20 protein-coding genes are annotated in these 22,015 nt (G+C 66.2%); 5 read left to right on the forward strand and 15 right to left on the reverse strand.

Going from position 1 to position 22,015, the window contains the following annotated elements:
• Positions 1-274 precede the first annotated feature (274 nt).
• Positions 275-1,027 (forward strand): pentapeptide repeat-containing protein, encoded by a 753-nt coding sequence (locus ON43_RS16270; RefSeq protein WP_051178511.1) that lies wholly within the window; start codon positions 275-277, stop codon positions 1,025-1,027.
• Between the two features lie 311 nt (positions 1,028-1,338).
• Positions 1,339-1,821, forward strand: a complete 483-nt coding sequence (locus ON43_RS16275; protein ID WP_157514065.1) for a hypothetical protein — start codon at positions 1,339-1,341, stop codon at positions 1,819-1,821.
• A gap of 81 nt (positions 1,822-1,902) precedes the next feature.
• Here the strand turns inward: ON43_RS16275 and ON43_RS16280 are convergent, their stop codons facing one another.
• Both ON43_RS16280 and ON43_RS45760 read right to left on the reverse strand, forming a co-directional pair.
• On the reverse strand, positions 1,903-2,748 hold the full coding sequence (locus ON43_RS16280; RefSeq protein WP_040808312.1) for an immunity 49 family protein: 846 nt from the start codon (positions 2,746-2,748) through the stop codon (positions 1,903-1,905).
• A gap of 141 nt (positions 2,749-2,889) precedes the next feature.
• Positions 2,890-3,381: a hypothetical protein gene (locus ON43_RS45760; protein ID WP_174416470.1), complete on the reverse strand. Its 492-nt coding sequence runs from the start codon at positions 3,379-3,381 to the stop codon at positions 2,890-2,892.
• Positions 3,382-3,916: 535 nt separating this feature from the next.
• On the opposite strand from ON43_RS45760, the gene ON43_RS16290 reads away from it, so the two are divergent.
• Complete coding sequence (locus ON43_RS16290) at positions 3,917-4,468, forward strand: carboxymuconolactone decarboxylase family protein (protein WP_040808314.1); 552 nt, start codon at positions 3,917-3,919, stop codon at positions 4,466-4,468.
• A gap of 96 nt (positions 4,469-4,564) precedes the next feature.
• Entirely contained in the window at positions 4,565-5,380 is an 816-nt protein-coding gene (locus ON43_RS16295; RefSeq protein WP_040808316.1) for an alpha/beta fold hydrolase, read from the forward strand.
• On the opposite strand, the gene ON43_RS16300 is transcribed toward ON43_RS16295, so the two are convergent.
• Positions 5,381-5,704, reverse strand: a complete 324-nt coding sequence (locus tag ON43_RS16300) for a hypothetical protein (RefSeq protein ID WP_040808317.1) — start codon at positions 5,702-5,704, stop codon at positions 5,381-5,383.
• Positions 5,705-5,941: 237 nt separating this feature from the next.
• Here ON43_RS16300 and ON43_RS16305 point away from each other — a divergent pair, with 237 nt between their 5' ends.
• Positions 5,942-6,673 carry a VIT1/CCC1 transporter family protein gene (locus tag ON43_RS16305; protein WP_245568620.1) on the forward strand — a complete coding sequence of 244 codons (732 nt, stop codon included), beginning with the start codon at positions 5,942-5,944 and terminating at the stop codon, positions 6,671-6,673.
• Between the two features lie 59 nt (positions 6,674-6,732).
• Here ON43_RS16305 and nuoN read toward each other — a convergent pair whose 3' ends face one another.
• The 12 genes from nuoN to ON43_RS16365 are packed head-to-tail and all read right to left on the reverse strand — an operon-like array spanning position 6,733 to position 21,941.
• The gene (gene nuoN, locus ON43_RS16310; protein ID WP_040808318.1) at positions 6,733-8,346 is read right to left on the reverse strand and encodes an NADH-quinone oxidoreductase subunit NuoN; all 1,614 of its coding nucleotides are present in this window, start codon (positions 8,344-8,346) and stop codon (positions 6,733-6,735) included.
• Positions 8,343-9,959, reverse strand: a complete 1,617-nt coding sequence (locus ON43_RS16315; protein WP_040808319.1) for an NADH-quinone oxidoreductase subunit M — start codon at positions 9,957-9,959, stop codon at positions 8,343-8,345. The genes nuoN and ON43_RS16315 overlap by 4 nt, the downstream gene beginning before the upstream one ends.
• Positions 9,956-11,845: an NADH-quinone oxidoreductase subunit L gene (nuoL, locus tag ON43_RS16320; RefSeq protein ID WP_040808321.1), complete on the reverse strand. Its 1,890-nt coding sequence runs from the start codon at positions 11,843-11,845 to the stop codon at positions 9,956-9,958. Before nuoL ends, ON43_RS16315 begins: the two co-directional genes overlap by 4 nt.
• 1 nt (position 11,846) lies before the next feature.
• Positions 11,847-12,146 carry an NADH-quinone oxidoreductase subunit NuoK gene (gene nuoK / locus ON43_RS16325; RefSeq protein WP_040808323.1) on the reverse strand — a complete coding sequence of 100 codons (300 nt, stop codon included), beginning with the start codon at positions 12,144-12,146 and terminating at the stop codon, positions 11,847-11,849.
• Positions 12,143-13,021, reverse strand: a complete 879-nt coding sequence (locus tag ON43_RS16330; protein WP_083913460.1) for an NADH-quinone oxidoreductase subunit J — start codon at positions 13,019-13,021, stop codon at positions 12,143-12,145. Before ON43_RS16330 ends, nuoK begins: the two co-directional genes overlap by 4 nt.
• On the reverse strand, positions 13,018-14,778 hold the full coding sequence (nuoH, locus tag ON43_RS16335; RefSeq protein WP_040808324.1) for an NADH-quinone oxidoreductase subunit NuoH: 1,761 nt from the start codon (positions 14,776-14,778) through the stop codon (positions 13,018-13,020). The genes ON43_RS16330 and nuoH overlap by 4 nt, the downstream gene beginning before the upstream one ends.
• A 7-nt stretch (positions 14,779-14,785) precedes the next feature.
• Positions 14,786-17,254, reverse strand: a complete 2,469-nt coding sequence (locus tag ON43_RS16340) for an NADH-quinone oxidoreductase subunit G (protein ID WP_083913461.1) — start codon at positions 17,252-17,254, stop codon at positions 14,786-14,788.
• Positions 17,251-18,573: an NADH-quinone oxidoreductase subunit NuoF gene (gene nuoF / locus ON43_RS16345; RefSeq protein WP_040808325.1), complete on the reverse strand. Its 1,323-nt coding sequence runs from the start codon at positions 18,571-18,573 to the stop codon at positions 17,251-17,253. Before nuoF ends, ON43_RS16340 begins: the two co-directional genes overlap by 4 nt.
• Positions 18,570-19,265 carry an NADH-quinone oxidoreductase subunit NuoE gene (gene nuoE / locus ON43_RS16350; RefSeq protein WP_040808327.1) on the reverse strand — a complete coding sequence of 232 codons (696 nt, stop codon included), beginning with the start codon at positions 19,263-19,265 and terminating at the stop codon, positions 18,570-18,572. Before nuoE ends, nuoF begins: the two co-directional genes overlap by 4 nt.
• Entirely contained in the window at positions 19,262-20,593 is a 1,332-nt protein-coding gene (gene nuoD, locus ON43_RS16355) for an NADH dehydrogenase (quinone) subunit D (protein WP_040808329.1), read from the reverse strand. The genes nuoE and nuoD overlap by 4 nt, the downstream gene beginning before the upstream one ends.
• The gene (locus ON43_RS16360) at positions 20,593-21,390 is read right to left on the reverse strand and encodes an NADH-quinone oxidoreductase subunit C (RefSeq protein ID WP_083913462.1); all 798 of its coding nucleotides are present in this window, start codon (positions 21,388-21,390) and stop codon (positions 20,593-20,595) included. Before ON43_RS16360 ends, nuoD begins: the two co-directional genes overlap by 1 nt.
• On the reverse strand, positions 21,387-21,941 hold the full coding sequence (locus ON43_RS16365) for a NuoB/complex I 20 kDa subunit family protein (protein ID WP_040808330.1): 555 nt from the start codon (positions 21,939-21,941) through the stop codon (positions 21,387-21,389). Before ON43_RS16365 ends, ON43_RS16360 begins: the two co-directional genes overlap by 4 nt.
• Positions 21,942-22,015: the final 74 nt, after the last annotated feature.

A 22,015-nucleotide genomic window follows, 5' to 3' on the forward strand; every position in this document is an offset into this window, starting at 1 on the left:
TCTGAGCACATCGACCCGACCAGCGACGTCGCGAATGGGCGGGCCCGGGAGGGCAATCGGGAACGACTACTGCCTCCAGCGCGACCGAGCTTCAACCCGCACTCGATCCTTCGGACAAGCCACAACCCGGGCCCACCAAACAGGCTAACCCTCAAACCCCACTCAGGACTTGACCTAAAGGGGAGCCATTACAGGACACCGCCTCTTTAGAACTGCTAAGCAAAGGAAGTCGCACCGGGAGCCGTAGAAGATCCTCGACGGTATCGTGGCCGGAATGTTCGGCTTCGATCTCCGCCCTCGACGTGGCCGCGCCGAGCGTAGTCATCTCGAACGCTTCGACACCGCTACCTCTCAGCTCGGCGCCGACGACATCGCTGACCGCATCGCGGGCGTGCATGCGCTGGCCAACCTGGCAGATGAATGGGATTGGCGAGGCCGCCAGGATTGCATCGACAGTCTGTGCGGGTACCTTCGGACCTACCGCCAAGACGATCAGGCCGCCCGCCGCACGATCACCCAGGCGATATCCACACGTTTGCAGCCAGACTACGCAGTCGACTGGTCTGCGCACGTCTTCGACCTTCGCGGAGCAACTCTCGAGGACGCCGACTTCCGCAGTGCGGTGTTCGGTAGTGCTGACTTCGAGGGTGTGAAGTTCCGCGGCACAGTCGATTTCGCGCGCGCATCTTTCTACGAGACACCCAGTTTCGTACTCGCGGAGTTCGACAGCAACGTCGACTTCAGTGGCGCAACCTTCGATTGGGTCACCTTCCAGCACGCCCGCTTCTCCGGCGCGGTCGACTTCACGGGAGCGAAGTTCGGCGTCGTCACCGACTTCAGCGAGACAAGATTCAGCGGTCCGGTCGACTTCGGAGGCGCGAGGTTCTCCGGCACGGTCAATTTCCAGCGCGCATCCATAACCGCCGTCGCGGACTTCACCGACACGCAGTTCCAGGGCTCTATCGATCTCTGGGGCAGCGAATTCGCCAATCCCATCGACTTCCCGCCGAGCGAGGCTGTTAGGTAGACAGCTGATCTGAGCGTGCTCGCTCATCGGCAGAGTCGGACGTTCGGCGGCTGGGGCACGGCCCCACCGCTCGGAGCTCAAAGACCGTCGGCCCCAGCGATCTTCAGGGGCCGACCGTCTGGCCGATTCGAACCGCGCTATCCGCGGCATTACCGTGCACGCTGATTGTGAAACTTTGGGGATTGAGTAAGTTCTCACCCGGACGCTCTTCGTCTGGATCGAAGGCAGAAGCCCGGTGTTCGCTCATGATCTGAAGTGCGAATGCCGACGTATCTCATGGAGTGTCTGCGCAGCGTAGTACGTTGCTGCGCATGGAATTTGCTTTGCCTCAGGCCGAAGAGCTGTGGTCTCGTGTCGCCGCCGAGGGCCACGCGTTCTTGAATCGCCAGGGGGATGGCGCCCAGGTGATCGAGGTGAAGGGTTCGGAGATCCCACCGTGGTCGGCCGGAGATCGGCTGATCAATGAAGACGGCTCGTCGAACTGGTTCGTTCTGGTGCGAGTTGACGACAACCGGGCGTTGCTCTTCGGTGGGGATGAATCCAGCCAGCTGTTCGAAACCGACTTCGACCCTTGGGCCTACGCCCCCGACTGGGCACTGGCGGTTGACCGCAGGGCCCCTCACCCCAGGGTCGATCTGAGTTCCTACATCGTGACTTTCGTTCGCTGGTGGGACGGATCAGCATGGGGTCGTACACCCTACGAGGTGCATCTGCCCGAAGAGTGGGCCGACGACCCCGACTCTGACGACGGTCTCAACCAGGGACTGCGTTCCGTGATCGGTCCCACACTGTGAATCGCGCCCGAACTCGTACGATCATCGGCAGTTCAGGATGTTGTGCTTTGCAACGATGGTTGTCGGGACGTGGGTTCTGAATCAGTTGAACCAGGCACGGTTCATCAGATACTTGGGCAGATAGCCTGATTCCACCGCCACGGGAATCTCGGCGTCGAAAGCGAAACAGGCCAAGGCAAGCAAAGGGAGTGACAGCCCACCGGCAACATCTTCGATCCGGTCGGCCTCCGAAGTCCAGTAGAGCGCATGGAGTTCGAGAGCCCAAGCCAGTGACTCGTTGAAGGCCTCAACGTCATTGAACAGGTACCGGTAAAGTACGTCGATCGGCGGGTACAGCACGAATTGCAGCAGCTCACGCGGTGTTCCGATGGCTACCTCGGGGGCCGATACCTCGAACACGGCACGGAACTTGTCCTCCAAGCCTTCTCGCCCGGTCCAGAATGCCTGCAGGATCTCGGCCCACAGGTACAGAAATTCGTCCGCACCGCCCACCGACCGCAACGCATCCACCGAGACCCCGCACAGTTCGGTAATACGATCGCCGTCACGGCACGCGGCGGCCAGGTAGAAGGCGTTAAGCCAGTTCCCCACGTGAGCGCACGTCCGCAATCCGATCCTCGGAAGGGTCAGTTGCTTGTCGCCGATCCTGCATTCCACGCTGCCCATGTCTGAGCTCGTGATGGCGAACATCGCCGTAGCCGTTTCCATGGCCGTAACCGCGGCCTCCCATGTCTCCGCAGCTGCCGCTTCCGCATCAATCCAGCAGCGCGCCTGCAGATTCAACTCGGCAAGGCCGTGCGCAACATCGATCATCTCCGGCGATCGTTCGAGTACCTCGATGAACGCCGATGCCTCGGCCCGTGCATCGTGAGCAAGCCGCTCATGGTCGGGTAGTGGCGCGCCATGGCGTGGGAGCGAAACTGTCACTGGATTCCTCGCAAAGCTAGTGTCCGCAAAGCCGTTTCGAGACCGGCGATGAAGGGCGGATACCCACGTTATCCTCAGGCCCACTGCGAGGAGTCGCCAGCCCGAGAGCCGATCGCGAACGGCGAGTGTTCTTTGCAAAGGTCATGGAAGGGTTCGCCCGCGTAAGGAGCAGGCTCGCTCATCGGCAATGGAGTGTGTTCGGCCGACCTCAAACGGGCTTGGCCAGGTGACCTTCCGCCGCGCCGCGTTGGCCGGTTCGGTCAGCGCGGTCCGCGGCAGTTCCGGATGCTTCAGGCAGACGCCATCCGACATCAAGCAGTACGGTTGTCCTGTAAGGGATGTCAGGAGGGGAAAATGATTCATCACGTCCAGATCGCTTGCCCGCCAGGTGCCGAAGATCGCATGCGAGCGTTTTATGTCGGCGTCCTGGGCTGGACCGAACTTCCCAAACCCCCGTTGCTCGCTGTCCGCGGCGGCTGTTGGTTCACGGTCCCGGGCCGTGGTGGTCCGGACGGGGAGCTGCACGTGGGCATCGAAGATCCATTCCACCCAGCGCGCAAAGCTCACCCCGCCTTCGTCGCGGATGTCGACGCGGTCGCGACTGCGGTCACGGCTGCCGGCCACGAGATCCACTGGGCAGATCCGGCCGAGATTCCGGGTCGACGCCGATTCCACACCAGTGACCCAGTCGGCAACCGCCTCGAGTTCTTGGCAGGCTGATCCGTCGTCCTGTCCGAATGCCCTCGTTTCGAGGAGATACCGGTGGCGCAGCGGGCGCTGGTGCGAATGGTGTTCCTGGAGCCTCGGATTCGCGGGTGTTCGTGAATTCGGATCAGGTTGCAGCCGAAGCTGCCGACCGACTACGCATGGCCGCGGCGCGGACTCCGGGTGATCGCGCCTGATGCAGTTGGTGGGGGAGCGGGATTGGCAAGTGCTGCGGGTGCTTACGGCCCGGGAGCAGACGCTGGTCACCTAAACCGCGGCGGAGGGTCGCCGAGTCACGAGGCGCTGCGGATTCTGCGTTCCTGGAAGTCCGATGCCCCGGTGCGCCGCCCCGCGAGGGCGGTCGAGCTCGATCACCGATTCGGGCAAATCTCTACTACGGCGTGTCGTTTTCGTCTTAGGATGGATCCATTGGGAGGATCCGCGTTAGCGAAGGGGACACAGCATGCGAGCCATCACCCGAATCTGGAACTACATCAAGGCATTTCGGCGCGCGCGGCGCAATCAGGGCGATCTGGCCGGGTGGCTGGTCCGGCGGCCGCTGTTGTTGATCGGCACGATGATCTACGAGACCATGCTGATGTTCTCCAATCGGCTGGACCCGCATCTCAAGGAGCTGGCCGAGCTCAAGACCGCGGCTCTGGTCAATTGCGAGTTCTGTCTGGACATCGGTTCGACGCTGGCGCATTTCGGCGGGGTCACCGAGGCGCAGGTCACCGAGTTGCCGAAATACCGGGACAGCGATGCCTACAACAAGCTGGAGAAGCTTGTCATCTCCTATGCCGAGGCCATTACGGTGACGCCGACTTCGCTGGATCTCGAGGACATTCGTACCCAGTTGCTCGCCCGGATCAGCAAGGGCCAGCTGGCCGAGCTCGCCGCCGCCATCGCGTGGGAGAACCAGCGGGCGCGGGTGAATCAGGCGCTGGGCGTGCGCCCGACGGGCATGGCCGAGGGTATGGCCTGCGCCTTGCCTGAACCGCGTCGGCAGGATTGACGGATTCAAGACGGGAATTGCGTTCGGGCGGCGATGAATTCGATGCGGTCGTACCGTCATCAGTGGTGTCCGCGTCGTCAACAGCTTGGAGCAGCCATGACCGCACCCGTCACCTCCGGAACCCTCGCCGTCCCGGACGGCACCATCTACTACGAGGTCCGCGGCAGCGGCCCGCTCATCGCCCTGATCGGCGCCCCGATGGAGTCGGGCCCGTTCGCGGCGGTGGCCGAGCTGCTCGCCACCGATTACACCGTGCTGTGCAGCGACCCGCGCGGGCACGGCCGCAGCACTCTCCATGACACGGACAAGGATTCGACCCCCGAGCTGCGGGCCGACGATCTGGCCCGGGTCATCACCCATATCGGGCAGGGCCCGGCGACCGTGCTCGGCTCGAGCGGCGGCGCGATCACGGGTCTGGCGTTGGCCATCGCCCGCCCCGACCTGGTCCCCACGCTCATCGCCCATGAGCCGCCGCTGCGCGAACTGCTCGACGATCGCGACGAGATCCGCGCAAAAACCGAGGAGATCATCGCGGTCTACGAGACCGGCGACGTACTCGGCGCGGTCCGCAAGTTCTTCGCCATGACCGGCCTGTTCATGCCCGAAGAGGTGCTCCAGCAGATGTTCGGCGGCGAGCGCGATCCCCGCTCGATCGAATCCGACGACTTCTTCTACCGCCACGAATTGCGCACCACCTCCGGCTGGCAGCCCTCCCTCGACGCCCTGCGCAACACCCCGACGAACATCATCATCGGCATCGGCGACGAGTCCACCGACAAGTTCTGCGACCACACCTCCCGCGCTCTCGGCCGCGAACTGAACATCGAGCCGACAATGTTCCCGGGCGGCCACACCGGATTCCTGGAACAGCCGGACGCCTTCGCCAAGCGTCTGCGCGAGATCCTCGACTAGCTATTCGATGGGCGGAATCACCCAGCGCGCGTAGGTGTTCTCGGGACTCACCGTGATGATGTCGGCGACCTGCACGATATCGTCGGGAATCCGGCCGCCGAAATGCGCGAGGCTGGGAATGATGACGGCGTCGGCCTCGAGCCGTGACAGCACTGTGCGCACGCGCACATAGGGCCGATCGGTTTCGGGGCCGAAGACCAGTGTCTTGCACAGGTCGTAGCCGAGCCGGCGAGCCAGATGCTGAATCTGGGCCTCGTCCCACTGCCGCTGTGCCCCCGACACGTCGTGCCGCAGGTATCCGATCGCTGCCGGTTGTGGCCGCATTGCCGCCGCTCTCTCGACTGTTTCCGATTCGCGCCGATGTCAACGCTACGGCGAACCTGTCGCACGTATAGGCTGATCCGCCGAGAAACCGCCTGTCGCAAACGTGTCGCGACCCCGGTGTCCCGCGTCACTCCGCCCCTATTCGGCCCGAAAATGCTTGGTATGCAATGCATTACCTAATTTCGGTGAGCCTTTCTTTGCTGGCGGGAATTCGTGTGAAGCATTACCGTTCCCCTGGTGAGGGACGATTTCAACGGTTCGGTGGCCGTCGCGCATCCGGCCGAACCACATGCCGCGACGGGATTCGCGACCCGTCTGAACTGGCTACGCGCGGGTGTTCTGGGAGCCAATGACGGAATCGTCTCGGTGGCAGGCATAGTCGTGGGTGTGGCCGCCGCCACGAGCAATAGCACAGCCATCCTCACCGCGGGCGTGGCCGGCCTCGCCGCCGGCGCTGTGTCCATGGCCCTGGGCGAATACGTTTCGGTGAGCACCCAGCGCGACAGCGAACGCGCACTATTGGAAACCGAACGCCGCGAACTCGCCGAACAACCCGAGGAAGAACTGGCCGAACTGGCGGCCATCTACCGGGCCAAGGGCCTGTCCGCCGCCACCGCCCAGGCCGTCGCCGAAGAGCTCACCGCCCGAGACGCTTTCACCGCCCATGCCGAAGCCGAGTTGGGCATCGACCCGGACGAACTGACCAACCCCCTGCATGCGGCCCTCTCGTCGGCACTGTCCTTCACCCTCGGCGCCCTCCTCCCACTGCTGGCGATCCTGACCCCGCAGGCGATGCGAGTCCCGCTGACCATGACGGCGGTCCTCGCTGCCCTGGCCCTCACCGGCGCGGTCGGCGCGCATTTGGGCCAAGCGCCCGTCGCTCGCGCCACTGTGCGCGTACTTGCAGGCGGTGCATTGGCGATGATCACCACCTACGTGATCGGTCACCTGGTGGGCATAGCCATCTGATCGAAGAACGAAAAAGGGCCCGCAGCGAATCGCGCTGCGGGCCCTTCTCTATTCCGGTGTCAGTGCGTGAAGGTGGCGGCGTTCTTGGCGAGATCGAGCAGGGGTTGCGGGAAGATGCCGAGAACCAAAGTGGCTGCCGCCGTGATGGCGATGACCGTACTGGTCATGGTGGGGTAGACGACCGTCGGCGGAGTCGTGGGCGGGTCGGTGAAGAACATCAGCACGATCACGCGGATGTAGAAGAAGGCCGCGATCGCACTCGAGATGACACCGACGATCACCAGCGTGGCCGCGTCACCGCCGGTGGCCGCGGCGAAAACGCCGAACTTGGCGATGAAGCCGCTGGTGAGCGGGATACCGGCGAAGGAGAGCAGGAACAGCGAGAAGATGGTCGCCAGCCAGGGGGAGCGGCGGCCCATTCCCGCCCAGTCGGGCAGACCGGTTGCCTCATCACCGTTTTCGTCCCGGACCAGGCTGACGATGGCGAAGGCGCCGAGCGTGCCGAGGCCGTAGACAGCGAGGTAGAACAGCGTGGACGAGACACCGGAGGACGTCGCCGCGACCAGTGCGGTGAGGATGAAACCGGCATGGGCGACAGAGGAATACGCGAGCATGCGCTTCATGTCGGTCTGAGTGACCGCGAGGATCGCGCCCACGACCATGGTGGCGATCGCGACGGCCGCGAGCACCGGACGCCAATCGTTCTTCAGATCGGGCACCGCCACATACAGCACGCGCAACATCGCACCGACTGCCGCGATCTTGGTGGCAGCGGCCATGAATGCCGTGATCGAGGTCGGCGCACCCTGGTAGACGTCCGGAATCCAGGACTGGAACGGCACCGCACCGATCTTGAACAGCAGCCCGACCGCCAGCATGGCGACCCCGAGAGTGGCCAGGATGTGCGAGTTTCCGGCGTCGCGGGTGACCGCCTCGGCGATCCCCTCCAGCCGGATGGTCCCGGCGTACCCGTAGAGCAACGCCATGCCGTAGAGGAAGAACGCCGAGGAGAACGCGCCCAGCAGGAAGTACTTCAGCGCCGCCTCCTGGGAGAGCAGACGTCGACGACGCGCCAGCCCGCACAGCAGATACAGCGGCAGCGAGAAGACCTCCAAAGCCACGAACATCGTCAGCAGATCGTTCGAGGCCGGAAAGAGCATGAGCCCCGCGATCGCGAACAGCGTCAGCGGAAACACCTCGGTGGTCGCGACTCCGGCCTTGGTGGCGGCGATTTCATCCGCGCTGCCCGGCGTCGAGGCCGCCTGCGGGGTGAACCCGTCCACCCCGGCCCGCGAGGCGGTGAGGCTCCAAGTACCGGGCCCTTCACGCCGCACCGGCATCCGGTCGGCCCGCCGCTCGGCGATGAACAGCAGCCCGAGAATCCCGACCACCAGAATGGTGCCCTGCAGGAACAGTGAAACCCCGTCGATGGCAACAGCTCCCACCACCGCGGTCTCACGGACATCCCGCAGCCCGATCACCGCGCCGAGCGCCACGGCCAATCCGCCCAGCCCCAGCACCAACTGGATCACATACCGGAACCGCCGGGCCGCAAATGCTTCCACCAGCACACCCGCGACCGCGACCCCGAACACGATCAGCATCGGCGACAGATCCCGATACTCGATGCTCGGCGCGGGGACGGTCGCCGCGAGCAGTACACCTCCACTCATTTGTGGGCACCTCCGGTGTTCGTCTGGGCGGCTTCCGGCTGCACGGCCGGCGCCGGGTTGTGCTGGCCGATGGTGGTGAGGGTCCGGGCGACGGCCGGATCGATCCGGTCCAGCGCCGGTTTCGGATACGCGCCCAGGAACAGCAGCGCGACGATCAGCGGCACCACGACGACCATCTCGCGGGGGAGCAGGTCGTAGAGGCGCTCATTGCCCTCCTTGACCGGCCCGGTCATCATCCGCTGGTACATCCACAGCACGTACAGCGCGGCCAGCACCAAAGCCGAGGCCGCGAAGATCGCCGCCACCGGGTATCGGGTGAATGTCCCGATCAGGACCAGGAATTCACTGATGAACGGCGCGAGCCCGGGCAGCGAGAGCGTGGCCAGACCGGAGATGAAGAACGTTCCCGCCAGAATCGGCGCGACCTTCTGCACCCCGCCGAACGAGGCGATGAGCCGGGAACCCCGGCGCGACACCAGGAATCCGGCGATCAGGAACAGCGCCGCCGTGGAGATGCCGTGGTTGACCATGTACAGCGTCGCCCCGGTCCCGCCCTGTGTAGTGAGTGCGAAGATGCCGAGGATGATGAAACCGAAGTGCGAGATCGAGGTGTAGGCGATCAGCCGCATGACATCGGTCTGCCCGATCGCCAGCAAGGCCCCGTAGATGATCCCGATCACCGCGAGCACGCTGATCAACGGCGCGTAAGTCGATGTGGCCGAGGGGAACAGCAGCAGGCAGTACCGCAGCATGCCGAAGGTCCCGACCTTGTCGACCACCGCCATCATGAGCACCGCACTGGCCGGGGTCGCCGCCACGGCGGCATCGGGCAGCCAGGTGTGCAGCGGCCACAGCGGAGCCTTCACTGCGAACGCGAACATGAACCCGAGGAACAGCGCGTTCAAAACTCCCGGCGTCGCACCCAGGTGACCGGAGTTGGCGGCTTCCATGACGGTCCGGAAGTCGAAGGTCCCGCCGCCCCCGCTGCCCAGCTTGTCCCGCGCGGTGATGACGTACAGCCCGATGACCGCCGCCAGCATGATGAGCCCGCCGAACAGGTTGTACAGCAGGAACTTCACCGCCGCCCGCGAGCGCTGCTGCCGCGCCGCCAGATCCCCGGTCCGCGGGCCGAACCCGCCGATGAGGAAGTACATCGGGATGAGCATGACCTCGAAGAACACGTAGAACAGCAGAATGTCCAACGCGGTGAACGAGATCAGCACCATCGATTCGACCACCAGCGTGAGCGCCACATAGATGTGCGCCACCCGCGGCCCGCTGCCGACCTCGCGCTCGTCCTGCCAGCCCGCGATGAGCAGCAGCGGCACCAACCCGGCCGTCAGCAGGACCAACACCAGCGCGATGCCGTCCATCCCGAGCGTGTAGCCGGCCCCGAAAGCCGGGATCCACTCGTGCTTTTCAACGAACTGGTACTGCTCGCCACCGGTCTTGAACTGGGTGGCCAACCAGATACCGACACCGAGCGTGCCCAGCGATACCAGCAGCGCGAAACTCCGCACCCCGGTACGCCATCCCGCTGGGAACAGCAGCGACAGCGCCGCTCCCGCCAATGGAACCGCCCACAGCGTGGTGAGCCAAGGAAAATCGCTCAAAGCAACCTCACCGCCAGCAGGGCGGCGACCACCAGGGCCGCGCCGGTGAACATGGACAGGGCGTAGGAGCGCACGAATCCGGTTTGCACCCGCCGGATTCGAGCCGACAGTCCGCCGATGACGGCCGCGGTCGTATTGACCAGCCCGTCGATCCCGCGGTTGTCGACGAAGACCAGCGACCGGGTCAGGTGCTGACCGGGACGCATGAACGCGGCCTCGTTGGCGGCGTCGCCGTACAGGTCGCGGCGCGCGGCCACCACGAGCGGCGTTGCGTCCGGGGCGGTTTCAGGAATCGGGCTGCCCGCGTACTGGTCGTAGGCCACCCAGATGCCCGCAGCCACCACGGCCAAAGCGAAGAAGGTAATCGCCCAGGCCGGGATGAACGGTTCGCCGTGGTGTTCGCCGACCACCGGGGCCAGCCAGTTGGTCAGCGACGACCCGTAGGCGAAGATCATGCCCGAGAACACGGATCCGAAGGCCAGCAGAATCATCGGCCCGGTCATCGAGGCGGGCGCCTCGTGCGGATGCGTGCCTTCCTTCCAGCGCTTCTCACCGAAGAACGTGAAGATCATGACCCGGGTCATGTAGAACGCGGTGACACCCGCACCGCACAGCGCCGCGATCCCGGTGACGATCCCGCCGAACCCGCCGTGCGCGAACGCCGCCTCGATGATCCGATCCTTGGACCAGAACCCCGCGAACGGCGGAACACCCAGAATCGCAAGGTATCCGAGCCCGAAGGTGACGTAGGTGACCGGCAGCAGCTTGCGCAGCCCGCCGTAGCGCCGCATATCGGTCTCGTCGTCCATGGCGTGCATGACGGAGCCCGCACCGAGGAACAACCCGGCCTTGAAGAAACCGTGGGTCAGCAGGTGCATGATCGCGGCCGCGTAACCGACCGGCCCGAGTCCGGCGGCCAGCACCATGTACCCGATCTGGCTCATGGTCGACGCGGCCAGGGCCTTCTTGATGTCGTCCTTGGCGCAGCCGATGATCGCACCGAACAGCAAAGTCACTGCACCGACTGCCATGACGGCAGCCTGTGCACCGGGCGCAAGATCGAAGATCGGGTTGGACCGCGCGATCAGGTACACACCGGCGGTGACCATGGTGGCCGCGTGGATGAGCGCCGACACCGGGGTCGGACCCTCCATCGCGTCCCCGAGCCAGGACTGCAGCGGCACCTGCGCGGACTTACCGCACGCGCCCAACAGCAGGAGAAGCCCGATAGCCGTGAGGGTTCCGGTGCTCGCCTGTCCGGCCGCCCCGAAGACCGTGCCGAAGTCGATGGACCCGAAGGTGGCGAACATGATCATCAGCGCGATGGCCAGCCCCATGTCGCCGACCCGGTTGACCACGAACGCCTTCTTGGCCGCCGTTGCGGCGGAAGGCTTGTGGTACCAGAACCCGATCAGCAGGTACGACGCCAGACCGACGCCTTCCCAGCCCAGGTACAGCACCAGGTAGTTGCCCGCGAGGACCAGCACCAGCATGGCGGCCAGGAACAGGTTGAGGTAGGCGAAGAATCGTCGCCGCCCCTCGTCGTGGGCCATGTACCCGATCGAGTAGATATGGATCAGCGAGCCGACACCGGTGATCAGCAGCGCGAAGCACATCGACAGCTGATCCAGTTGCAGCGCGAAGTCCACCTTCAGCCCGGCGACCGGCGCCCACTCGAACAGCGTGTAGTGCACGGCCCGTTCGGCATTCGACCGATCCAGCATCTCGGTGAACGCCCACACCGCCACCCCGAAGGAGCCCAGCGCCATCAGCGTTCCGACCGTGTGCCCCCACTTGTCGCTGAACTTGCCGACCAGCAACAGGAACACGGCCCCGGCCAGCGGCAGCGCCGGCAGCAGCCACAGCATCATCTGCGCGGTATCCATATCAGTACCGCAGCAGGTTCGCGTCGTCGACCGAGGTCGAGCGGCGGGCACGGAAGATGCTCATGATGATGGCCAGTCCGACCACGACTTCGGCCGCGGCGACCACCATGGTGAAGAACGCGAACACCTGCCCGTCGAGATTGCCGTGCACCCGGGCGAAGGTGACGAAGGCCAGGTTCACCGCGTTGAGCATGAGCTCGATGCACATGAACACCACGATGGCGTTGCGCCGCACCAAGACTCCGGCCGCGCCGATGGTGAACAGCAGCGCCGAGAGATACAGATAGTTGTCCGGATTCACCGCAAGCCTTCCTCGTGGGAGTCGTTGCCGTTCGCGCCGTTGTGGCCATTGCCGTTGTGGCCGTTGCCGTTCGAGGCCAGTTCGTCACCGTTGCCGTTGCCGACGGTGAGCACCACGGCCTCGGTGTGGGCGCGATCGCGGCGGTGCCGCAGGATGGTGCTGACCGACAGCTCCTCGAAGGAGCCGTCCGGCAGCCGCGCGGGCGCGTCGACGGCATTGTGGCGGGCGTACACGCCGGGCGTGGGCAGCGGCGTGACCCGCGTGCCCTGCCGGAACCGTTCCTTCGACAGCGTGCGCTGATCGGTTGGCGGCCCGAACTTCTCGCGGTGCGCGAGCACCATGGCCCCGATGGTCGCGGTGATGAGCAGCGACCCGGTCAGCTCGAACGCCCACACGTAGCGCACGAAGATGAGCTCGGCCAGCGCGCCGATGGTGTCGTTGCCGCCCAGCCCGGGCCCGGTCTCGGCGACGCTCTTGCCGGTCACCCCGCGCGCGATGCCGCCGATGAGCAGCATGCCGAACCCGATGCCCACGATGATCACCGCGAGCCGCTGCCCGCGCAGCGTCTCCCGCAGCGACTCCGCCGAATCCACGCCGACGAGCATGAGCACGAACAGGAACAGCATCATGACCGCGCCGGTGTAGACGACGATCTGCACGATCCCCAGGAACAGCGCGCTCTCGGCGATGTAGAACGCCGACAGCGTGATCATGGTGGCGGCCAGGCACAGTGCCGAGTGCACGGCCTTGCGCGCGCAGACCATGCCGAGCGCGCCGACCACCGCCACCACCGCGAGGATCCAGAACTGCACGGCCTCACCGGTGGAGGTGTGGGTGACGATCTGCTGGGTCTGCTGGGCCGTGAGGTCGATCATTTCTTCGTCCCTTCGGCTCCGGCGAGTTCGCTTGGCGCACCGGGAACTTCACCGCGGTAGTAGGCCCCCTCGTCCGCGCCCGGGTACATGGCGTGCGGCGGGGCGACCATGCCCGGCTGCATCGGGGCGAGCAGGTTCTGCTTCTCGTAGATGAGGTCCGCGCGATTGTCGTCGGCGAGCTCGTACTCGTTGGTCATGGTCAGCGCCCGCGTCGGGCACGCCTCGATGCACAGGCCGCAGCCGATGCAGCGCAGGTAGTTGATCTGGTAGACGCGGCCGTAGCGCTCACCGGGTGAGAACCGCTCCTCCTCGGTGTTGTCCGCGCCCTCGACGTAGATGGCGTCGGCCGGGCAGGCCCACGCGCAGAGTTCGCAGCCGATGCACTTCTCGAGCCCGTCCGGATGCCGGTTGAGCTGGTGGCGTCCGTGATAGCGGGGCGCGGTCGGGGTCTTCACCTCGGGGTAGAGCTCGGTGTTGGGCTTCTTGAACATGGTGGCGCCGGTGACCAGGAAGCCGCCGAGCGGTTCCAGCAGACCGGGTTTCGCCGTGGGAGCGGGCGGTTCCGCGGGCATGGGCGGCACCGGGAAATCGGAGTAGGCCCGGGTCGAGTCCGGATCCGGCGAGGCCTTGGTGCGGTCGTCACCGGCGTGGCCGGCACGCAGCACCATGCCGATCAGCACCAGCGCGACCACGATCCCGCCGATCACCATGCCCGCCGTCTGGATGTGGGTCCCGTTGTCCTGCAGCACCTTCAGCGTCGCCACGTACATGACCCAGGCCAGCGAGACCGGGATCAGCAGCTTCCAGCCCAGGTTCATGAACTGGTCGTAGCGCAGTCGGGGCAGCGTGCCGCGCAGCCAGATGAACACGAACAGGAAGGTCCACACCTTGGCGGTGAACCACAGCATGGGCCACCAGCCCGAGTTCGCGCCCGCCCACAGGCTGATCGGGAACGGTGCGTGCCAGCCGCCGAAGAACAGGGTGGTGGCCAGCGCGGATACCGTCGCCATGTTGATGTACTCGGCCATCATGAACATGGCGAACTTGAGCGAGGAGTACTCGGTGTGGAAGCCGCCGACCAGTTCGCCCTCGGCCTCGGGCAGGTCGAAGGGCGCGCGGTTGGTCTCGCCGACCATGGACACCGCGTAGATCAGGAATGAGGGCAGCAGCAGGAAGACGTACCAGGTTCCGTACTGCGCCTTGACGATTCCCGAGGTGGCCATGGTTCCGGAGAGCAGGAACACCGCCGCGAAGCACAGCGCCATGGCGATCTCGTAGGAGATGACCTGCGCGGTCGAGCGCAGCCCGCCCAGCAGCGGATAGGTCGAGCCCGACGCCCAGCCCGCCAGCACGATGCCGTACACGCCGACCGAGGCCATGGCCAGGATGTAGAGCACGCCCACCGGCATATCGGTCAGCTGCAGCTGGGTCTTGTGCCCGAACATCGTCACCTGCGGCCCGAACGGGATCACCGCGAACGCCATCACGGCCGGAATCAGTGAGATCACCGGCGCGAGAATGAAGATCGGCTTGTCCACGATGGCCGGGATGATGTCCTCCTTGAGGAGCATCTTCACGCCGTCGGCGATGGACTGCAGCGAACCGCGCGGCCCGACCCGGTTGGGGCCGACGCGCATCTGCATGAAGGCCACGATCTTGCGTTCGGCGTACACCGCGATCATCGGTGTCAGCAGCAGGAATACGAAGATGCCGATCGATTTGACGAGAACCAGCCACCACGGATCGTGGCCGAACATACTCAGGTCACTCACGGTGGTCCTCCCGACGGATGCGCACGAGGTGGCCGGGTGTGGTGCCGAGTTGCACCAGCACGTCCGACCCGGGGGAATTCATGGGCAGCCACACCACGCGATCGGGCATCTCGGTGATGACCAGGGGCAGGGTGATGTGGCCGTGATCGTTGCCGACCGTCACCGGATCGCCTGTGGTGGCGCCGATTTCGGCGGCGGTGTGGGCCGACAGCCGCACCACGGGGGTGCGGGCGGTCCCGGCCAGGTTGGGTTCGCCGTCCTGCAGTCGGCCGCGGTCGATGAGCATGCGCCACGACGACAGCACCGCGGTGCCCGGATTCGGCTGGGCGATCGGGTGCGGGCGGTGCACCGGAGTCGCGGCGGGCGCCCCGTCCCACGCGCCCAGATCCGCCAATTCGGCTCGGGCACTGGCGGCGTCGGGCAGGCCGAGGCGAATGCCCATATCCGCGGCGATGGCGTCGAGGACCCGGTATTCGGCCATCGGCGCGGCCTCGCGGCGCACGGTGGAATCACGCAGGGCGGCATCGAACTGGCGGTGGCGGCCCTCCCAGGTGAGGAAGGTGCCCGCCTTCTCCATGGCCGAGGCCACCGGGAAGACGACATCCGCGCGGTCGCTGATATCGCTGCGCCGCAATTCCATCGACACCACGAAGCTGGCGGCGTCGATGGCCCGCAGCGCGGCATGCGGGTCCGGCATATCGCCGACCTCGACGCCGCCGATGAGCAGCGCGCCCAGCGTCGGTGCCGCGGCCAGGATGGCGGAGGTGTCCCGGCCCGGGGTCACGGGGAGGTCCTCGCAGTTCCAGGCTTCCCGAACCTGGTGGCGCGCAGCGGGATCCGCGATGGGACGCCCGCCGGGCAGTAGCACCGGCAGTGCACCGGCCTCGAGTGCGCCGCGTTCCCCGGCCCGCCGGGGAATCCAGGCGAGAGCCGCGCCGGTCTCGTCGGAGAGCCGCGCCGCGGCGGACAGTCCGCCCGGGATGCCGCCGAGCCGCTCACCGACCAGGATGATCGCGCCGGGCTCGCGCAGCAGCGAGGCGACCTCGCCCAGGCGCGTGTAACCGGCTGTGGTCTCATCGGTTTCGCCGGTCCGGATGGATTCGAGCACGTGCGGCTCGGCGCCGGGCGCGGTGAGCAGCAGGGTGCCCGACATCCGCTGCAGACCCCGCGTCACGTACGGGGCGAGCGAGTAGATCGGTGTCCCGTTCTTGCGGGCCGCCTTCCGCAGCCGCAGGTACACGATCGGCGATTCCTCTTCGGCCTCGAACCCGACCAGGAGCACGAACGGTGCACGCTCCAGGGCCGCGTAGTCGACCGTGACACCCTGTCCGGCGATGCGGGCGGCCAGGAAGTCGGCCTCCTCACCGGAGTGCTCGCGCGCCCGGAAGTCGATGTCGTTGGTGTTCAACGCGACCCGCGCGAACTTCGAGTAGGCGTAGGCGTCCTCGAGGGTGACGCGACCGCCCAGCAGCACACCGGCATTCCCGCGCGCCGAAGCCAATCCGCGCGCGGCGGCGTTGATGGCCTCCGACCACGACGCGGGCTGCAGGCTGCCGTCCCAGCTGCGGACCAGCGGCGTGGTGAGCCGGTCCTGCTCGGTGGCGTAGGCGAACGCGAATCGTCCCTTGTCGCAGTTCCATTCCTCATTGACCTGCGGGTCATCACCGGCGAGCCGCCGCATGACCTTGCCGCGCCGGTGATCGGTGCGCTGCGCGCACCCGGAGGCGCAGTGCTCGCACACAGCCGGGCTCGACACCAGGTCGAACGGCCGTGCCCGGAATCGGTAGGTGCTGCCGGTGAGCGCGCCCACCGGGCAGATCTGCACGGTATTGCCGGAGAAGTAGGAGTCCATCGGCTCCCCGGCCGCGATGCCGACCTGTTGCAGCGCACCGCGATCCATCAGTTCGATGAACGGATCACCGGCCACCTGTTGCGAGAACCGGGTGCAGCGTGCACACAGCACGCAGCGCTCCCGGTCCAGCAGGATGGCTGCCGACAGCGGGATCGGCTTGGGGTAGGTGCGCTTCTCGCCGTCGAAGCGGGATTCGGCGCGGCCGTTGGACATGGCCTGGTTCTGCAGCGGGCACTCACCGCCCTTGTCGCACACCGGGCAGTCGAGGGGATGGTTGATGAGCAGCAGCTCCATCACCCCCTCCTGCGATTTGGCGGCGACAGGGGAGGACAGCTGGGTGTGGATCACCATGCCGTCGGCCACCACCTGGGTGCAGGAGGCGACGGGCTTGCGCTGCCCTTCGACCTCTACCAGGCACTGCCGGCACGCGCCGACCGGGTCCAGCAGCGGATGGTCGCAGAAGCGCGGGATCTGGGTGCCGATGAGCTCGGCGGCCCGGATCACCAGCGTCCCCGCGGGCACGGAAACCTCCGTGCCGTCGATGGTTACGGTCACCATGTCGGCGGGTGCCACCCCGCCGCCGGTTGTGGAGCTCACTGTCGAGGTCATCGCGCTCCTTGGGCCCAGACGGTGGACCGGGCCGGGTCGAACGGGCAGGCGCCGAGGCGGATGTGCTCGGCGTACTCGTCGCGGAAGTACTTCAGGGAGGAGAAGATCGGGCTGGCCGCACCGTCACCGAGGGCGCAGAAGGATTTGCCGTTGATGTTGTCGGCGATATCCGCCAGCTTGGCCAGATCGGTTTCGTGACCCTGGCCGTTCTCCAGGCGCTGCAGCAACTGGACCAGCCAGTAGGTGCCCTCGCGGCAGGGGGTGCACTTGCCGCAGGATTCGTGGGCGTAGAACTCGGTCCAGCGCAGCACCGCACGCACGACACACGTGGTGTCGTCGAAGATCTGGAGCGCCTTGGTGCCCAGCATCGAGCCCGCCGCCGAGACGCCCTCGTAGTCGAGGGCGACGTCGAGGTGCTCGTCGGTGAAGATCGGCGTGCTTGAGCCGCCCGGGGTCCAGAACTTCAGCGTGTGGCCCTTGCGGACGCCGCCCGCGTATTTCAGCAACTCCCGCAACGTGATTCCGAGGGGTGCTTCGTACTGCCCCGGTCGCGTCACGTGACCCGAGAGCGAGTAGAGGGTGAATCCGGGCGACTTCTCGGTGCCGAAGGACCGGAACCACTCCACGCCATTGGCGATGATAGACGGCACGGACGCAATGGATTCCACATTGTTGACCACGGTCGGGCAGGCGTAGAGACCCGCCACGGCCGGGAACGGGGGACGCAGACGCGGCTGGCCGCGGCGGCCCTCGAGCGAATCCAGCAGCGCGGTCTCCTCACCGCAGATGTACGCGCCCGCACCGGCATGCACCACGATCTCCAGGTCGTAGCCCGAGCCCTGGATGTTCTGCCCGAGATAGCCTGCCGCATAAGCCTGTTGGACCGCGGCCTGCAACCGGCGCAGCACATTCACGACTTCGCCCCGCACGTAGATGAACGCGTGCGAGGCGCGGATGGCATAGGCGGCGATGATGACGCCCTCGATGAGGGTGTGCGGCGTCGCCAGCATGAGCGGAATGTCCTTGCAGGTACCCGGTTCCGACTCATCGGCGTTGACCACCAGGTAGTGCGGCTTGGTGGGCGCGCCCTCGGGTCCGGGGCCCTGCGGAATGAAGCCCCACTTCATGCCGGTGGGGAAGCCCGCGCCGCCACGGCCGCGCAGACCGGAGTCCTTGACCGTGGCGATGACCTCGTCCGGCTGCATCTTCAGCGCCTTGGGCAGCGCCCGGTAGCCGCCCTGACGGCGATACGCCGCCAGGGTCCAGCCCTCGGGATCGGCCCAGTGCTTGGAGAGGACGGGGGTGAGAGCGGTCGTCACTGAGCGCCTCCGTCGGTCGAATCCTGTTCGGCGACCTGCAGACCGGCGAGGGTCGCGGGCCCGGCCGCGCCGTCGGTGGCCCCGGGCCGCTGATCCTCGTATCCGGCGAGAATGCGGGCGGTCTCACGGAAGGTGCACAGCGGAATGCCGCTGCGCGATCCGGTCACCGGCTCGCCGCGTCGCAGCGAATTCACCAGCTCCTTGGCCGATTCCGGGGTCTGGTTGTCGAAGAACTCCCAGTTGACCATCACCACGGGCGCGTAATCGCAGGCAGCATTGCACTCGATGTGCTCGAGGGTGACCGCCCCGTCGGCGGTCGTCTCGCCGTGCTTGATCCCCAAGTGCTGCTTGAGTTCCGCGAGGATCTCGTCCCCGCCCATGACTGCACACAGTGTGTTCGTGCAGACACCGACGTGATAGTCACCGGTCGGCGTACGCCGGTACATCGAATAGAACGTGGCCACCGCGGTGACCTCGGCATCGGTCAATCCCAGCTGCTCGGCACAGAATTCGATGCCGGTGCCCGACACATACCCCTCCACCGATTGCACCAGATGCAAAAGGGGAAGCAGTGCCGAACGCGACTGCGGGTATCGCGCGATGATCTCCTGCGCCTCCACCTGCAGCCGGTCGTGCACCTTCTCCGGATACGGGATGGGCCGCACGGTCAGATTCAAAAGGATCTCGGTCAACGGTCGACACCACCCATCACCGGGTCGATGGAGGCGACGGAGGCGATCACGTCGGCGACCAGGCCGCCCTCGCACATCGCCGCCACCGCTTGCAGATTCGTGAAAGAGGGGTCGCGGTAGTGGACCCGATACGGCCGGGTGCCGCCGTCGGACACCATGTGCACGCCCAGCTCACCGCGCGGGGATTCCACCGCCACGTACACCTGACCGGGCGGGACGCGCAGCCCCTCGGTCACCAGCTTGAAGTGGTGGATGAGCGCCTCCATGGAGGTGCCCATGATCTTGCCGATGTGCTTGGGCGAGTTGCCGAGACCGTCCGGCCCGAGCTGCAAGTCGGCAGGCCATGCAATCTTCTTGTCCTCCACCATGACCGGGCCCGGCCGCAGCTTGTCGAGGCACTGCTCGACGATCTTCACCGACTCCTTCATCTCGTTGACGCGGATGAGGTAGCGGCCGTAGCAGTCGCAGCCGGTGTCGACCTGGACGTCGAATTCGTAGTTCTCGTAACCGCAGTACGGCTGGGACTTGCGCAGATCGTGCGGCAGCCCGGTGGCCCGCAGCACCGGACCGGTGACGCCGAGCGCCATGCAGCCGGTCAGGTCCAGGTAGCCGACATTGCGGGTGCGGGCCTTCCAGATGGGGTTCTCGTTGAGCAGCAACTCCATGTCCCGCAACCGCTTCGGCAGCAGGTCCAGCAGCTCGCGCACCTTCTGCACGCCGTCGTCGGGCAGATCCTGGGCGACGCCGCCGGGCCGGATGTAGGCGTGGTTCATGCGCAGACCGGTGATGGTCTCGAACACGTCCAGGATGAGTTCGCGCTCGCGGAACCCGAACAGCATCGGGGTGAGCGCACCCAGCTCCATGCCGCCGGTGGCCAGCGCCACCAGGTGCGAGGAGATGCGGTTGAGCTCCATGAGCATGACGCGAATGACATTGGCGCGCTCGGGAATATCGTCGGTGATGTCGAGCAGCTTCTCCACGCCCAGGCAGTACGCCGTCTCGTTGAAGAACGGCGACAGATAGTCCATGCGGGTGACGAAGGTGGTGCCCTGCACCCACGGCCGGTACTCGAGGTTCTTCTCGATTCCGGTGTGCAGGTATCCGATGCCGCAGCGCGCCTCGGTGACGGTCTCACCCTCGATTTCGAGAATGAGCCGCAGCACCCCGTGGGTGGAGGGGTGCTGCGGGCCCATGTTCACGACGATGCGTTCCTCGGCGACCCCGTCGAGGGCAGTGCGAATCTCGTCCCAGTCGTTGCCGACGACGGTGACCGCTCGTTCGGGGCGATCCGCGGTGGCGGACTGGGACTTGGTGTCGATGTCGTTCATCAGGAGTACGACCTCCGCTCATCGGGCGGCGGGATGCGCGCGCCCTTGTATTCGACCGGGATTCCGCCGAGCGGATAGTCCTTGCGCTGCGGGTGGCCACGCCAGTCGTCGGGCATGGCGATGCGGGTCAGCGACGGGTGGCCGTCGAAGAGGATGCCGAAGAAGTCGTAGGTCTCCCGCTCGTGCCAGTCATTGGTCGGATAGACCGAATACAGCGACGGGATGTGCGGATCGGCGTCCGGCACCGACACTTCCAGGCGCACCCGGCGGTTGTGGGTGATGGAGTTCAGCGGATAGACCGCGTGCAGTTCGCGGTCCTTGTCGTCGGGGTAGTGCGCTCCGTTGACGCCCAGGCACAGTTCGAAGCGCAGGGCCTCGTTGTCGCGCAAGGTCTTCGCCACCTCGAGCAGGTGTTCGCGGCGCACATGCAGCGTGAGTTCGCCCCGGAAGACGATGATCCGCTCGATGGCCTCCTCGAAACGAGCCGCCGTCAACGCGTTTCGCAGTTCCACCACGATCTCGTCGAGGTAGCCGCCGTAGGGTGGCGGGGTGCCGCCGGGCAGCTTGATGGTGCGCACCAGGCGGCCGTAGCCCGAGGTGTCGCCGGTGCCCTTGACGCCGAACATGCCGCGCCGGACGCCGATGACCTCATCGACGGGAGCGGCCGCAGCCGGTGATTCCGGTGCGGCAGCGGGGGTTTCGTCCGGCTCGTACGGATTGGACGGGGTGTTCTCACCGTGTGGTTTCACGGCATCCTCCGGGGGAGATTCCGTGCCGGCGGGTGCATCGAAGGTCATCGCAGCAGCCCCTTCAGCTGAATGGTCGGGGTGCTGGCCAGCGCGGCGGCCTCGGCCGCGCGCACGGCCTCCTCGCGATTGACGCCCAGCGGCATCTCCTGAATCTTCTCGTGCAGCTTCAGGATCGCGTTCAACAGCATCTCCGGCCGCGGCGGGCAGCCGGGCAGGTAGATGTCGACCGGCACGATGTGGTCGACGCCCTGCACGATGGCGTAGTTGTTGAACATGCCGCCCGAGGATGCGCAGACGCCCATGGCCAGCACCCATTTCGGTTCGGTCATCTGGTCGTAGACCTGGCGCAGCACCGGGGCCATCTTCTGGCTCACCCGGCCCGCCACGATCATCAGATCGGCCTGGCGCGGGGAGGCGCGGAACGCCTCCATGCCGAAGCGGGCGATATCGAATCGCCCGCCGCCGGTGGCCATCATCTCGATCGCGCAGCACGCCAAGCCGAACGTCGCCGGCCACAGCGAACTCTTGCGCAGATAGCCGGCCAAATCTTCCACCGTGCTCAGCAGGAACCCGCTGGGCAGTTTCTCCTCGAGACCCATGTCGGACTACATCTCCCGGATCGGGACGCCCCGGCGAGTGCGGGGCGTCTTGTACGTGGATCGGCGCTTGTCAT

The sequence above is a fragment of the Nocardia concava NBRC 100430 genome (genome assembly GCF_000308815.1).
GTDB lineage: Bacteria > Actinomycetota > Actinomycetes > Mycobacteriales > Mycobacteriaceae > Nocardia > Nocardia concava.